This is a genomic window from Mammaliicoccus sciuri (assembly GCF_002901825.1).
In the GTDB taxonomy this organism is placed as follows: domain Bacteria; phylum Bacillota; class Bacilli; order Staphylococcales; family Staphylococcaceae; genus Mammaliicoccus; species Mammaliicoccus sciuri.
Window position 1 is genome coordinate 197827 of the sequence record NZ_PPQD01000034.1, and the last position, 15222, is coordinate 213048.

Genomic DNA, 15222 nt, shown 5'->3' on the forward strand with positions numbered 1-15222 from the left:
GTGAGTATTAATGGCGGAATATTTTAGTGGTATCAAGCCAAGTGATGGCTTCTATGTTAAATCGAATTATAATTATACACATGTACATCAAGATATATTAGTTAGTTTATATACGCCATTAATTGGAACTGATGCAATTGGTGTTTATTTATATTTATCGCAGTTTAATTATCATCATGAAACAGAAGCGTATAATCATTATACAATTATGAATGATTTAAGAATTAATCTGTCTAGCTTTAGAGATGCTTTAGACTTGTTAGAAGGTATTGGCTTACTCAAGACGTATTTTAAGACGAATCAAGAAGCTCAATCATTTATTTATCAATTAGAGCAACCTGCTACAGCAGAGCAATTCTTTAATGATCCTTTATTATCTGTATTTTTATATCAACAAATTGGTAAGGCGAGATATATTAGGTTAAAAAATAGATATAAAGATGACAGTGTGACAACAGAAGGCTTTCATGAAGTAACAAAGAGCTTTACTGATGTCTTTAAAGTGCCAAAGTTGACGAATGTTGAACAACAAGATGATATCAATATTCGACCCGAATATAAAAGTAAAGGCCTCGATTTGTCAGACGTTCAATTTGATTTTGAAATGTTAGAATTATTATTGAGTAATCATTTTATTTCTAAAGAAATTTTAAGTAAACAGACAAAAGAAGTAATCATACAAATTGCTACTTTATATGGTATTACACCGGTTGAAATGAAGTCTATTATCTTAAAATCCATTACAGAAAACCAAACGATTTCATTACAAGATTTAAGAAAACATGCACGTACAATCTATCAAATAGAACATGAAGGTGAACTGCCAACATTAGATTTAAAAAAAGAAAAACCTAAAACAAATATACATTCTGAAAACGGTGAAGTGAACTCTTTGTTGTCTTGGTTTGAACTGTTGGATACGACAAGTCCAATAGAAGTGTTATCATCATTTACGCAGTCTGAACCGACAATTGCACAAAAGAGAACTGTTGAAGATATTATTACACGCGAAAAATTACCATACGGTGTTATTAACATCTTGTTAGAGTATGTAATGTTTAAAAATAATATGCAATTACCGAAATCGTATATTGAAGAAATTGCTTCGAATTGGAAGAAACTTAAATTATCCTCAGCTGAAGAAGCCTATCATTATGTTAAAAATCTTGATAAACAAAAAGCTGAGAAGAAAAAAGAACGTAAAAATAATGCAAATAACCCTTATAAATTAAAATCAATTGAAAAAACACCAGAATGGTTATTAAAACAAAAATCTTCTGAATCAACTAAAGAAGAAATACAAAATGATCATGAATCTGATGCTGCGTTTGAAAAAAGAAAACAAGCGCTTCAAAAAGAAATGGAAGCTTTTTGGAAAGAAGGTGATCAATAATGGAACCACTTGGACAACATTTAAAACAAAATAAAGATTTTCAAAAACGATTAGAAAAAATTAAAAAAGATACATTGTCTCATAAAGAGGTAAAGGCATTTTTAGAAGAACATCAATCTGAATTAACGAACGAAATGATTGATAGAGATTTAGATCAATTACAAGCGTATAAAGATCAATCGAAATGTTGTGAGAAATGTGGTAGTTATGGCACTTGTATCAACTTTGTGAAAGGTCATGTACCTGAACTATACATTGAGAATGACCATATCAAAACGAGATACTTACCTTGTCCGAACAAAATCGAATACGATGAACAAAGGTTTGAATCAAGTTTAGTTACATCATTCCAAATGCCAGAAGAAACGTTGAAAGCGACAATTAAAGATATATACATCGAAAATGAGTCTCGTATGCAAATCATTAAGAAAGCTATGGATATTTGTAATAAAATTGTAGCAGGTGAAGAAGTTAAAGGGCTATATATACATGGTCCATTCGGAACGGGTAAATCGTATATATTAGGTGCAATTTCGAATCAGTTAAAAGTTAAAAAGCAACCTTCAACGATTATATATTTACCTGAATTTATTAGAGTGCTTAAAAATGGATTTAATGATGGATCGTTCAGTAGTCGATTTGAAGCGGCACGTGAAGCTAAAGTGTTGATGCTAGATGATATCGGTGCTGAAGAACTGACGCCATGGGTTCGTGATGAAATATTGGGTCCATTATTGCATTATAGAATGGTCCATAAATTACCGACATTCTTTAGTTCGAATTTTAACTTTGATGAATTAGAATTCCATTTGAGCAAAACACGACAAGGTGCAGAGATTACAAAAGCTAGTCGAATTATGGAACGCATCAAAACAATCTCTGAACCATATGAATTAGATGGTAAAAACTATCGCGCTTAATTTTAGCTTGATATTTTACAGTAGAGTTGTATAATTGAATTATCGTAAATGAATATACAAATTTAGAGGACATGACGTCTATAAAGCATTCACAGAGAGTCTCATTGAGCTGAAATTGAGATAATGCAATATAAATAGTTACTCCCTCAATACATGATGTGTTAATCCACATTCGGCTCAAGACCGTTATCTTATGTAGAGTTATCGTACTTATACGTTAAGTGCGTTAATGAGGGTGGTACCGCGAGAGATTTCGTCCCTTTGGATGAGGTCTCTTTTTTGTGTTCTTTAATAAAAAAGAGGAGGAAGTCGTTATGAGTGAGATAAATATTAAGTTTCCGGATGGTAATGTGAAAGGGTTTGAACAAGGCACAACTACTGAAGAAATCGCACAATCCATTAGTCCAGGTTTAAGAAAGAAAGCTGTAGCAGGTAAATTTAATGGACAATTAGTAGATTTAACAAGACCTTTAGAAAATGATGGGGAAATTGAAATTGTTACACCTGGAAGCGATGAAGCTTTGGAAGTGTTAAGACATTCAACTGCACATTTAATGGCACAAGCTTTACAAAGGTTATATGGTGATGTGAAGTTTGGCGTAGGTCCTGTAATCGAAGGTGGGTTCTACTACGATGTAGATACAGAACATAAAATTTCTAGTGACGACTTTGAAACAATCGAAAAAGAAATGAAACAAATTGTGAATGAAAACTTTAAAATTGAACGTAAAGTTGTAAGTCGAGATGAAGCGAAAGCATTCTTTAAAAATGATGAATATAAATTAGAATTAATTGATGCTATTCCTGAAGATGAAAATGTAACACTTTATTCTCAAGGTGAATTTACAGATTTATGTCGCGGTGTACATGTGCCTTCAACTTCAAAAATTAAAGAATTCAAATTATTATCTACTGCAGGTGCTTATTGGAGAGGTGACTCAAACAATAAGATGTTGCAACGTATTTATGGAACAGCATTCTTTGATAAAAAAGACTTAAAAGCATACTTGAAAGTATTAGAAGAAAGAAAAGAACGTGATCACCGTAAAATCGGTAGAGAATTAGAATTATTTACAACTAATCAAGATGTAGGTGCTGGCTTACCTTTATGGTTACCAAATGGCGCAACTATTAGACGTGAATTAGAACGTTATATTGTAGATAAAGAAGTCGCTATGGGTTATGACCACGTTTATACACCAATTATGGCTAATGTAGAATTCTATAAGAAATCTGGACATTGGGATCACTATCACGAAGATATGTTCCCTACAATGGATTTAGGCAATGAAGAACTTGTGCTTAGACCTATGAACTGTCCACATCACATGATGATTTATAAAAATAGTCGTCATTCATATAGAGAGTTACCAATTCGTATAGCAGAATTAGGTATGATGCATAGATATGAAGCAAGTGGTGCAGTATCTGGATTACAACGTGTAAGAGGTATGACTTTAAATGACGCACATATCTTTGTTCGTCCAGACCAAATTAAAGAAGAATTTAAACGCGTTGTTAATATGATTCTTGATGTGTATAAAGATTTCGGATTCGAGGACTATACATTCAGATTAAGTTATCGTGATCCTGAAGATAAAGAAAAATACTTCGATGATGACGAAATGTGGAATAAAGCGCAAGCAGTTCTTAAAGAAGTAATCGATGAAATGGCATTACCATACGAAGAAGCAATCGGTGAAGCGGCATTCTATGGTCCTAAATTAGACGTTCAAGTTAAAACAGCAATGGGTAAAGAAGAAACTTTATCTACTGCGCAATTAGACTTCTTATTACCACAAAAATTTGATTTAACTTACATTGGTAATGATGGTGAAGAACATCGTCCAGTTGTTATTCATAGGGGCGTTATTTCTACAATGGAAAGATTTACTGCATTCTTAATAGAAGAAACTAAAGGTGCATTCCCACTTTGGTTAGCACCAAGACAAGTGGAAATTATACCTGTAAATGTTGACTTACATTACGATTATGCAAGAGCATTAAATGATGAATTGAAATCTCAAGGTGTACGTGTTCATATTGATGACCGTAACGAGAAAATGGGATATAAAATTCGTGAAGCTCAAATGCAAAAAATACCGTACCAAATCGTTGTTGGTGATAAAGAAGTTGAAAACCAAGAAGTAAATGTACGTCAATACGGATCAAAAGATTCAAAAACAGTTGAAAAAGACGAGTTTATCTGGAATATTGTGGATGAAATTCGACTAAAAAAGTAATAGCCTATTGAAATTTCTGGAATCATCGGGTATAGTTTTAATAGTGAAATTTAATTAAATATTCCTCAGTAATGAGTTAGAGGTTGCGATGCTCAAGAGTAATTATTCAGAAGCGTAATGGCGCGTATGTTGAAATAACGAAAGGGTGCATCGCCGAAACAAATCATATCCATAATATGATTTGTTGGGCCAGTGTTTAATAGATACTGGACTGTCACACTAAGTGATGTGCTACCAATTTGTATGGAATGTTCATATATCGGTCGCATATCTCTTGAGATATGCGACTTTTTTAGTGGCTCGATTGTGGAATGGAGAAAGGAAATAGCAATGAATCAAGAAAAATCAACGAACAATATTCAAAGGAAACTCAAAGATAGACATATCTCTATGATAGCCATCGGTGGTTGTATTGGTACAGGTTTATTTATGACTTCTGGCGGAGCGATTAGAGATGCTGGACCGGGTGGTGCATTACTAGCATATGCAATAGTTGGCTTGATGGTCTTCTTCCTTATGACATCATTAGGAGAAATGGCAACTTATTTACCAGTCTCTGGTTCTTTTAGTACTTACGCAACACGATTTGTCGATCCATCACTAGGATTTGCTTTAGGATGGAACTATTGGTTTAACTGGGTTATCACAGTTGCAGCTGATATCACAATTGCATCTCAAGTTGTGAGTTATTGGGAACCACTAGAAATCGTTCCATCATGGTTATGGAGTGTCATTTTTATGGTTATTATATTTGGCCTTAATGCACTTTCAGTTAGAGTATACGGGGAAAGTGAATACTGGTTTGCATTTATTAAAGTAGCGACAGTTATTATTTTCATTGGTGTAGGTTTATTAACGATATTCGGCTTATTAGGTGGCGAATACTTAGGTTTCGATAACTTTGTAGCAGGTGACGCACCGTTCTTAGGTGACTCGAATGTTAATACTTTCTTACTTGTATTAGGTGTATTCTTAGTTGCAGGATTCTCATTCCAAGGTACCGAGTTGATTGGTATTACAGCTGGAGAATCTGAAAATCCTGAAAGAGCAGTACCTAAAGCGATTAAACAAGTATTCTGGAGAATTTTATTATTTTATATTTTAGCAATCTTTGTAATTGGTATGATTATTCCTTATACAAATCCAAACTTAATGGGTGGAGACGAAATTGCGAAATCACCATTTACTCTTGTATTTGAGAATGCTGGTTTAGCATTTGCAGCTTCATTTATGAATGCTGTCATTTTAACTTCAGTATTATCAGCAGGTAACTCTGGTATGTATGCTTCAGTTAGAATGCTATTTTCAATGAGTAAAGATAAATTAGCTTCACCAGTATTTTCAAAAACAAATAAATCAGGTGTACCTTACACAGCATTATTTGCAACAGCAGTAGTTGTTGTTCTTATATTTGCAATTGAGCATTTAAGTGGTGGCGCATATGAATATATTATTGCTGCTTCAGGTATGACTGGCTTTATTGCATGGTTAGGAATCGCAATCAGTCATTATAGATTTAGAAGAGCATTTGATCTACAAGATTATGATAAGACAAAATTAAAATATAAAGCTAAATGGTTCCCATTTGGTCCATTGTTTGCTTTTGTATTATGTGCAATTGTAATCGTTGGGCAAGATGTTGATTTCATCCAAACTGGTGAATTCGAACCAAGAAGATTCTTTATTACTTATATGGGTATTCCTGTATTTTTAGCGTTTTATATTTTTCATAAACTAAAATACAGAACTAAAATGATTCCACTTGATAAAGTTGACTTAAGTCAAGATGTGGATATGAAAGAATTTGAAAAGAATATTAAATAAACATTGACATAAGGGTTTATAATTGGTAAGATAAGTTTTGTTGAATACGAAACGGACCAAGTAGAAGCATACCCGCTTCTCACCTGTAGTGACGCGTAAAGCAGTTAGCAGGTACAATAAACCTTTAAAGTTTATGGATGAGAACGGGTGCATTATGCATTCGTTCTTTTTTTCTTGGACGACTTCGTAAAATTCTAGGAGGTGTCAACCATAGCTAAAGATCAGACTCAAGTAAACGACAAAATTCGTGCAAAAGAACTTCGCCTTATTGGCCAAGATGGTGAGCAAATTGGTGTTAAATCTAAATATGAAGCCCTTGAAATGGCTGAAAGAGTAGATTTAGACGTTGTAATCGTAGCGCCTAATGCTAAACCACCTGTTGCAAGAATTATGGATTACGGTAAATACAAATTCGAACAGCAGAAGAAAGAAAAAGAAATGCGTAAGAAACAAAAAGTAGTCAATGTTAAAGAAATTCGATTAAGTCCAACTATCGAAGAACATGACTTCGAAACTAAATTGAAACATGCTCAAAAATTCTTATCTAAAGAAGATAAAGTTAAAGTATCTATTAGATTTAGAGGTCGTGCAATCACGCATAAAGAAATTGGTCAACGTGTGTTAGAACGCTTTGCAGAATCTTGTAAAGACATAGCAACAGTTGAACAAAGACCTAAAATGGAAGGGCGTTCAATGTTCTTAATGTTAGCGCCGATTTCAAACGACAAATAAACCGAAATTATAGGAGGAAATCTCAATGCCTAAAATGAAAACTCATCGTGGAGCAGCAAAACGTGTTAAAAGAACTGGTTCAGGTCAATTAAAACGTTCTAGAGCGTTCACTTCACACTTATTCGCAAACAAATCTACAAAAGCAAAACGTAAATTGCGTAAAGCTTCATTAGTTTCTAAATCAGATACTAAACGAGTTAAACAAATGTTAACGTACGTAAAATAATAAACATAGCGGACTAATGGTCCATTTTAAGGAGGAATTATCATGCCACGTGTTAAAGGTGGAACAGTGACGAGAGCTCGTCGTAAAAAAGTTTTAAAATTATCTAAAGGTTACTTTGGTTCAAAACATACATTATATAAAGTTGCTAAGCAACAAGTTATGAAATCTGGTAACTACGCTTACCGTGACCGTCGTCAGAAAAAACGTGAATTCCGTAAATTATGGATTGCACGTATTAATGCAGCAGCTCGTCAAAACGACATCAGCTATAGCCGTTTAATGAATGGTCTTAAAGTAGCTGGTATTGAAATTAACCGTAAAATGCTTTCTGAAATCGCTATTTCAGACGAAAAAGCATTTGCTGAATTAGCTACTAAAGCTAAAGACGCTTTAGCTAAATAATTGCATTTCATTGTTGTATAAGCTGTCAATAAAGTTATTAACTTTATTGATGGCTTTTTTTATGAAATAATAAAGTAGAAGATTCGTCTTCTTTACGCTTCAAATTCGCTTTGGTAAAATAGTGTAGAAATAAGAATAAGGAGTTTATTATGTCTAAATTTGATGAAATGATTACAGTTGTACCACGTAAATTAATATTTAAAAACGAAGCTTATCAATTTGATGGGTTTAAATCTATTCAAGATGAAGAAACTAAATATATTTATGAAACAATTAGTCAATTTGAAACAAAACGTCGTGGAGATATGGAAGAAGATCCTTCATATAAACAACTTATTTCATATTGCATATTAGAAAATGAGGACGACGAAGTACTTGTATATGAAAGATTAACTGGTGGTGGCGAAAGCCGATTACATGGTTTAAGTTCAATTGGAGTAGGCGGTCATATGAATGATGTCCCTGAAGCTGTAACAGTTGAAGAGGTCATCAGAGAGAATGCTGCAAGAGAACTTGAAGAAGAAGTTGGTTTAAATAAACAAGATGTAGCAAATATGGAGTTAATTGGATTTATAAACGATGATCAAGATGAAGTTGGAAAAGTTCATATTGGTGTTGTTTTTAAATTAAAGGTTAATAAATCTAGCGTTGAAGCAGTCGAAACAGACACGTTGAAAATCAAGTGGGCTGATCAATCAGAATTGTTAAATCATAAGAATTACGAAACATGGAGTAGTCTTATTATAGATGGTATATACAGAAGAGGTGAGTAACCTTGAGTGAAATTATTCCATTTCCAAAATTAAAAAAACAACTGGTTAACAATATTAATCTTGCGATCCGAAATGAACAATTTGATGAAGCATATGAATTGTTTGAGACGTATGAGCAACATTTTAAGATGGATGATGACCTATCAATAAAGAAATGTGAAGTCTTAAAATCTTGCGGTTACTATCTTGAATTGAGAGAAGAAGCAAGTATATTGCTGAATCAAGGTCATCCATTATATGATAAAATAGTTATATATTTTGTAGAAAGTTTATACTTTTTAGAACAATATCAAACGGTAGTTGAAATTATTAATCAAATTAAAGATGAAAATATCGAACATGCTACTAGAATGGCATTGCTACCTATTCAAGATATGGCTAAAGAAAAGTTAAACCAAAGGCAATTGAAAGCTTCAGAGGTATTGAGAGCATTTCAAGAAACACAATTTGAAGGACAAATTAACCTGCTTATTGACTTAATAGATCATCACTTAGGGATATTTAATTTAACTTTAGCTCAAATAATTGAGAATGAATTATTGCATCCTAATGTACAAAGTTTAATATTAGAATATTTAAGATTAAGTGAATGGTCAGCCGAAGTTAAATTCGATAAAATAGATGAGACTATTACAGTTATACCAACAGAATTACCAGGTATAGAAAGAACAAATTTTACACAAAATATCATTCCTAAAGTAATTGATCAACTTGAAATTGATAGCCCTTCATCTATAGAGTTAGCTAAAAGTTTATTAAATCAACATGCTATTATTATGTATCCAATTACACTAAATGATATAAATGATGATGTTTTAGTTGCATGTTACTTGAAACTTTTATCAGAACGTTTTAATATAGACGCTAACTACGAAAGTGTGACTCAACAAGATTGGGACATGTTCATTGAAGTCATTCAAAAATTACAATGAATATAAACACTATAGTTGAAACATTAGAAAGCTATGTTATAATTAAAGAGTTGAAAATTTATAAAATTAGGATAATCACGGAGGTTTTTATTCATGACAGCAACATGGGAAAAGAAAGAAGGTAACCAAGGTTTATTAACTGTTACGGTTCCTAAAGAAGAAGTAGATAAAGGATTAGACAAAGCATTCAAAAAAGTTGTTAAACAAATTAATGTGCCTGGTTTCCGTAAAGGTAAAATGCCTAGACCATTATTTGAACAAAGATTTGGTGTTGAATCATTATACCAAGACGCTTTAGATTTCATTTTACCTGAAGCATACGGTAATGCAGTAGAAGAGGCAGAAATCAACCCAGTTGATCGTCCAGAAATCGACGTTACACAAATGGAAAAAGGTAAAGAACTTATCTTTGAAGCAACTGTAACAGTTGAACCAGAAGTTGAATTAGGAGACTATAAAGGTCTTTCAATCGAGAAACAAGATCGTGAAGTAACTGACGAAGAATTCAATCAAGCAATTGAAAATGCAGTAAGCCGTCAAGCTGAATTAACAGTTAAAGAAGGCGAAATCGCTGAAGGAGACGTTGTTAACATTAACTTTGATGGTTATGTTGATGGTGAAGCTTTCGAAGGTGGTCAAGCAGAAGGTTATGATCTTGAAATTGGTTCTGGATCATTCATCCCTGGATTTGAAGAACAATTAATCGGTCTTAAAGCTAACGATAGCAAAGATGTTGTTGTCACATTCCCAGAAGAATACCACGCTGAAGAATTAGCTGGTAAAGAAGCTACATTCAAATGTGAAGTTAACGAAGTAAAATCTAAAGAAATTCCAGAATTAGATGACGAGTTAGCGCAAGAACTTGACGAATCAGTTAGCACAGTTGATGAATATAAAGAAAAATTACGTAAAGACTTAGAAGAAGCTAAAGTTAATCAAGCAGAAGCAACTGAAAAAGAAGAAGCTATTACAAAAGCTACTGACAATGCAAAAGTTGATATTCCTGAAGCTATGGTTAATACAGAATTAGATCGTATGATGCAAGAATTTGAACAACGTATTTCTCAACAAGGTTTAAACCTTGAGTTATACTATCAATTCTCAGGTCAATCAGAAGAAGAACTTAAAGCACAAATGAAAGAAGATGCTGAAAAACGCGTTAAAACTAATTTAACTTTAAGAGCTATTGCTGATGCAGAGAATATCGAAGTTTCTGATGCAGATGTTGAAGCTGAATTCGCTAAAATGAGCGAACAATTTGGATTATCTGTTGAAGATATTAAAGCAACTTTAGGTAATAACGATATTTTAGTTAATGACCTTAAAATCCAAAAAGTTATCGATTTATTAGTAGCTGAATCAGCTGGAGAATAATAATTATTCGGTATTAAAGTAATTATAGTAGCAGAATATTTCTGCTACTATTCTTTTTTAGTCCGTTTAATTTGAAAAAGTAAAAAACATTTAGTATAGTCTAAAAAGAATAGGGGTGTAAAAATGTTTAAATTTAACGATGGTGAAGAAAACTTAAAATGTTCTTTCTGTGGTAAAGAACAGGATCAAGTTAAAAAACTTGTTGCTGGTAGTGGCGTATATATTTGTAATGAATGTATAGAATTGTGTTCTGAAATTGTAGAGGAAGAATTAAAGTCACAAGAACCAGAACAGTTTACTGATGTTCCTACACCTAAAGAAATTATGGAACAATTAAATGATTATGTTATCGGTCAAGAAAATGCGAAAAAATCATTAGCTGTAGCTGTTTATAATCATTATAAACGTGTACAACAACCTTCTGAAAGCGAAGATGGTGTTGAATTACAGAAAAGTAATATCGCATTAATCGGACCTACTGGTAGTGGTAAAACATTGCTTGCACAAACGTTAGCTAAATCATTAAATGTACCATTTGCAATTGCAGATGCAACAAGTTTAACTGAAGCAGGTTACGTTGGTGAAGACGTTGAAAATATATTATTAAGATTAATCCAAGCAGCAGATTTCGATGTTGAAAGTGCTGAAAAAGGTATCATTTACGTGGATGAAATTGATAAGATTGCACGTAAATCAGAGAATACTTCAATTACGCGTGACGTATCTGGTGAAGGTGTACAACAAGCGTTGCTTAAGATTTTAGAAGGTACGACAGCAAGTGTACCGCCACAAGGTGGAAGAAAGCATCCAAACCAAGAGTTTATTCAAATAGATACAACAAATATTCTATTTATCCTTGGTGGTGCCTTCGATGGTATTGATGAAGTTATTAAACGTAGACTTGGTGAAAAAGTTATCGGCTTTAGTAGCTCAGGTGATGAAATTAGTGACGAAGAATCATTACTATCACAAATTAGACCAGAGGATTTACAGTCTTATGGTTTAATTCCTGAATTTATTGGTAGAATTCCAATTGTAGCTAACCTTGAAACATTAGATGTTGATGCATTGAAAAATATTTTAACGCAACCTAAGAATGCGTTAGTTAAACAATATACTAAGATGCTTGAATTAGATGATGTTGAACTACAATTTGATGAACAAGCACTTACGGCTATTAGTGAATTAGCAATAGAACGTAAAACAGGTGCACGTGGACTTCGTTCAATTATTGAAGAAGCTTTAATCGATATTATGTTTGATATTCCATCTAGCTCTGATGTAAGTAAAGTTGTTATTACTGAAGATACAATTAGAGATTATAAATTACCAAACTTATATGATAGTGAAGGTAATTTAATCAACGATGAAAAAACATCAGCATAATCACATATGATTACCAAGGCTGAGACATGTTATTAACTGTCTCAGCCTTATTTAATGTTTAAAAGTGATTTGATTTAGCTAACGTTACTGTGTTTAAAATATAAGCAAGATAAGATATAATAAAAGAAACAAACTTGTAGGAGAAAACGATGAAAATTAATCCGAATAATGTAGATATTATAATCAGTGCAGTAGATCCGAAACAATATCCTGAGACTGGTTTGCCAGAAATAGCACTTAGCGGACGTTCAAATGTTGGTAAATCAACATTTATTAATACGTTAATTTCAAGAAAAAAAGTTGCAAGAACTTCATCGAAACCAGGTAAGACACAGACATTAAATTTCTTTAATATCGATGAGCAACTTATCTTTGTAGATGTACCAGGTTATGGATATGCTAAAGTTAGTAAAAAACAAAGAGAACAGTTTGGTAAAATGATTGAGCAGTATTTAACAACTAGAGAAGCATTAAGATGTGTGATTCAATTAGTTGATATTAGACATAAACCAACTCAAGATGATGTGTTGATGTATAACTATCTGAAGCATTTTGAAATACCAACTATCGTCATTGCGACTAAAGAGGATAAAATTCCTAAAGGTAAAGTACAAAAGCATTTAAAAATCATTAGACAAACCTTAGAATTAGATCCTGAAGATAAATTGATTAGCTACTCATCTTTAAACAAAGATAAGACAGACAATATTTGGGCATTATTGTCACAATTTATTTAAACAAATTACTCACATTTCTAGATTAGAAATGTTATAATTTAGACATTGGACATAAATTAATGGGGGCGTTAGAAGTGCATGTTGTTGTAGTAAGCGTAAACTATAAGACTGCAGATGTTGCAATGCGTGAAAAACTAGCTTTTAATGATCAAGAAATTGAGAATGCGCTTGTAACACTAAACAATCAAAAATCTATATTAGAATGTGTAATCTTATCGACTTGTAATAGAACTGAAGTATATGCTGTTGTAGATCAAATCCACACTGGTAAATATTATATTCAGTCATTTTTAGCAGACTGGTTTGATCAATCATTAGATACAATTAAACAATATACAAATGTTTTAACTGAGAATGATGCAGTGGAACATTTATTTAGAGTGACTTCAGGATTAGATTCTATGGTTCTAGGAGAGACTCAAATCTTAGGTCAAATGAAAGACGCATTTCAAATTGCGCAAACAGAGGTTACAACTGGAACTATGTTTAACCGTCTATTTAAACAAGCAATTACTTTAGCTAAGCGTGCGCATCATGAGACTGATATTGCGTCAAATGCTGTTTCAGTATCTTATGCAGCTGTCGAATTATCTAAAAAGGTTTTAGGTAAATTAGATAATAAGAAAGCATTAATCATTGGTGCTGGGGAAATGGCTGAGTTAGCTGTTGCAAATTTAAATGGTAGTGGTGTTAATGACATTACTGTTTTAAATCGTACAGTAGCAAAAGCAGAATCACTTGCGATGCAGTATAAAGGTGTAGCGAAAAGCATCAATGAATTACAATGTTCATTAATGGAAGCGGATATTGTGATTAGTTCAACAAGTGCGGAACATTATGTATTAACTAAAGATATGATGCGTGATGTAGAGCGTTTTAGAAGAAATAAACCGTTAGTATTAATTGATATTGCGGTACCTCGAGATATAGACCCAGAAGTAAATGATTTAGAATTAATGTTTAATTACGATGTAGATGATTTAAACGGACTGGTTGATGCTAATTTAGCAGAACGTGAACAAGCAGCACGTGAAATTGAATTATTAATTGCTAAAGAAATTGATAAACATGAAGAATGGGTAAATATGCTAGGTGTTGTGCCAATTATTACGGCATTAAGAGATAAAGCATCACATATACAACAAGATACTATGATGAGTGTAGAAAGAAAGTTACCTGATATGACTGACAGAGAGCGTAAAGTTATTTCTAAACATATGAAAAGTATCGTCAATCAACTATTAAAAGATCCGATTACACAAGCAAAAGAATTATCAACGGACAAAAAATCAAAAGAAAAATTAGAATTATTCCAAGAAATCTTCAATATTTCAAGTGAAGTTGAGCGAATAAATGAAACTAAGAAAGAATTAAAACAAGATCAATTGTCTCCTAAAACAGTTGAATCTTAATACAAAATAATGGTGATGCTATGCAAGATGTAATTTCTGTACGTTTGCATGAAATAGTATTAATTATTTACATGATTTGTTTAGGGTGCTATTTTTATGACTTTATTCAAAAGAATTCTAAAGTTAGAAAGTTTGGGTATTATACGCTAGGGATTGTTTGGATTTTTCAAACAATCTTTTTGTGCATGTATATTGTTACAACTAAACAATTCCCTGTACTAACGATTTTCGAAGGATTTTATTTTTATACATGGATGATTATCACTGTTTCATTAGTTTTAAATTATTTTAAATCCACAGATTTAACAGTCTTTATTATCAATTTGATTGGGTTTGTATTTCTAGTTATTCATACATTTAGACCTGAACAGTATGACACAGAAAATACTGCAGCAAATATAATGAATGAATTACTTTTAATACATATTTCTTTAGCTATTTTAAGCTATGTTCTTTTTGCATTGAGTACATCACATGCAATTTTGTATTTGTTACAAAGAAAAAATTTAAAAGAGAAAAAATTTAATCAAAAGTTCTTTAGAATGGGCAGTATTGACCAATTAGAACAAAATGTGTTCAGATTTACATTAGTAGGATTTTTAGTCTTATTAATTAGTTTAATACTTGGCATTCAATGGGGACTTATTATAATTGGTAGTGAAATTTGGATTGATAGTAAAGTAATCGGTTCATTAATAGTCTTACTACTTTATGGTATTTATTTATTTTTAAGAGTAAGAAAATCAATCAACACAAAAACGTTAGTTATAGCAAATATTATGATGTTTCTCGTGTGTATGATAAATTATTTGGTGGTCTCAAAATTTTCAGGATTTCATCAATGGTTTAACTAAACAATGGTGGAGGA

At 32.3% G+C, this 15222-nt stretch carries 14 protein-coding genes, 1 riboswitch and 1 other annotated feature; all 14 genes read left to right on the top strand.

Features of this window, described 5'->3' with window-relative positions:
* Window positions 1–10: 10 nt before the first annotated feature.
* The 14 genes from CD035_RS12395 (at window position 11) to CD035_RS12460 (ending at window position 15208) form a co-directional block, all read left to right on the top strand.
* Window positions 11–1393 (top strand): replication initiation and membrane attachment family protein, encoded by a 1383-nt coding sequence (locus CD035_RS12395; protein ID WP_048539617.1) that lies wholly within the window; start codon window positions 11–13, stop codon window positions 1391–1393.
* Window positions 1393–2313 (top strand): primosomal protein DnaI, encoded by a 921-nt coding sequence (dnaI, locus tag CD035_RS12400; RefSeq protein WP_048539618.1) that lies wholly within the window; start codon window positions 1393–1395, stop codon window positions 2311–2313. Before CD035_RS12395 ends, dnaI begins: the two co-directional genes overlap by 1 nt.
* 314 nt (window positions 2314–2627) lie before the next feature.
* Window positions 2628–4556, top strand: coding sequence for a threonine--tRNA ligase (thrS, locus tag CD035_RS12405; protein ID WP_048539619.1), 1929 nt, complete (start codon window positions 2628–2630; stop codon window positions 4554–4556).
* 69 nt (window positions 4557–4625) lie between these two features.
* Window positions 4626–4798, top strand: a riboswitch (Lysine riboswitch).
* Between the two features lie 88 nt (window positions 4799–4886).
* Complete coding sequence (locus CD035_RS12410; protein ID WP_048539812.1) at window positions 4887–6380, top strand: amino acid permease; 1494 nt, start codon at window positions 4887–4889, stop codon at window positions 6378–6380.
* A gap of 52 nt (window positions 6381–6432) precedes the next feature.
* Window positions 6433–6558: a sequence feature (ribosomal protein L20 leader region), on the top strand.
* A 23-nt stretch (window positions 6559–6581) separates the two neighbouring features.
* Complete coding sequence (infC, locus tag CD035_RS12415; RefSeq protein ID WP_025904295.1) at window positions 6582–7112, top strand: translation initiation factor IF-3; 531 nt, start codon at window positions 6582–6584, stop codon at window positions 7110–7112.
* A gap of 25 nt (window positions 7113–7137) precedes the next feature.
* Entirely contained in the window at window positions 7138–7338 is a 201-nt protein-coding gene (rpmI, locus tag CD035_RS12420) for a 50S ribosomal protein L35 (protein ID WP_016910907.1), read from the top strand.
* A gap of 42 nt (window positions 7339–7380) precedes the next feature.
* Complete coding sequence (rplT, locus tag CD035_RS12425; protein WP_025904294.1) at window positions 7381–7740, top strand: 50S ribosomal protein L20; 360 nt, start codon at window positions 7381–7383, stop codon at window positions 7738–7740.
* Between the two features lie 149 nt (window positions 7741–7889).
* Window positions 7890–8513, top strand: coding sequence for an NUDIX domain-containing protein (locus CD035_RS12430; protein WP_048539620.1), 624 nt, complete (start codon window positions 7890–7892; stop codon window positions 8511–8513).
* Between the two features lie 2 nt (window positions 8514–8515).
* Window positions 8516–9445, top strand: a complete 930-nt coding sequence (locus CD035_RS12435; protein WP_048539621.1) for a hypothetical protein — start codon at window positions 8516–8518, stop codon at window positions 9443–9445.
* A gap of 93 nt (window positions 9446–9538) precedes the next feature.
* Window positions 9539–10819: a trigger factor gene (tig, locus tag CD035_RS12440; protein WP_048539622.1), complete on the top strand. Its 1281-nt coding sequence runs from the start codon at window positions 9539–9541 to the stop codon at window positions 10817–10819.
* 123 nt (window positions 10820–10942) lie between these two features.
* On the top strand, window positions 10943–12205 hold the full coding sequence (gene clpX, locus CD035_RS12445; protein ID WP_048539623.1) for an ATP-dependent Clp protease ATP-binding subunit ClpX: 1263 nt from the start codon (window positions 10943–10945) through the stop codon (window positions 12203–12205).
* 149 nt (window positions 12206–12354) lie between these two features.
* Complete coding sequence (yihA, locus tag CD035_RS12450) at window positions 12355–12942, top strand: ribosome biogenesis GTP-binding protein YihA/YsxC (RefSeq protein ID WP_025904289.1); 588 nt, start codon at window positions 12355–12357, stop codon at window positions 12940–12942.
* Between the two features lie 74 nt (window positions 12943–13016).
* Entirely contained in the window at window positions 13017–14354 is a 1338-nt protein-coding gene (gene hemA / locus CD035_RS12455; RefSeq protein WP_048539624.1) for a glutamyl-tRNA reductase, read from the top strand.
* A 20-nt stretch (window positions 14355–14374) separates the two neighbouring features.
* Complete coding sequence (locus CD035_RS12460; protein ID WP_048539625.1) at window positions 14375–15208, top strand: cytochrome C assembly family protein; 834 nt, start codon at window positions 14375–14377, stop codon at window positions 15206–15208.
* The last annotated feature ends 14 nt before the right edge of the window (window positions 15209–15222 follow it).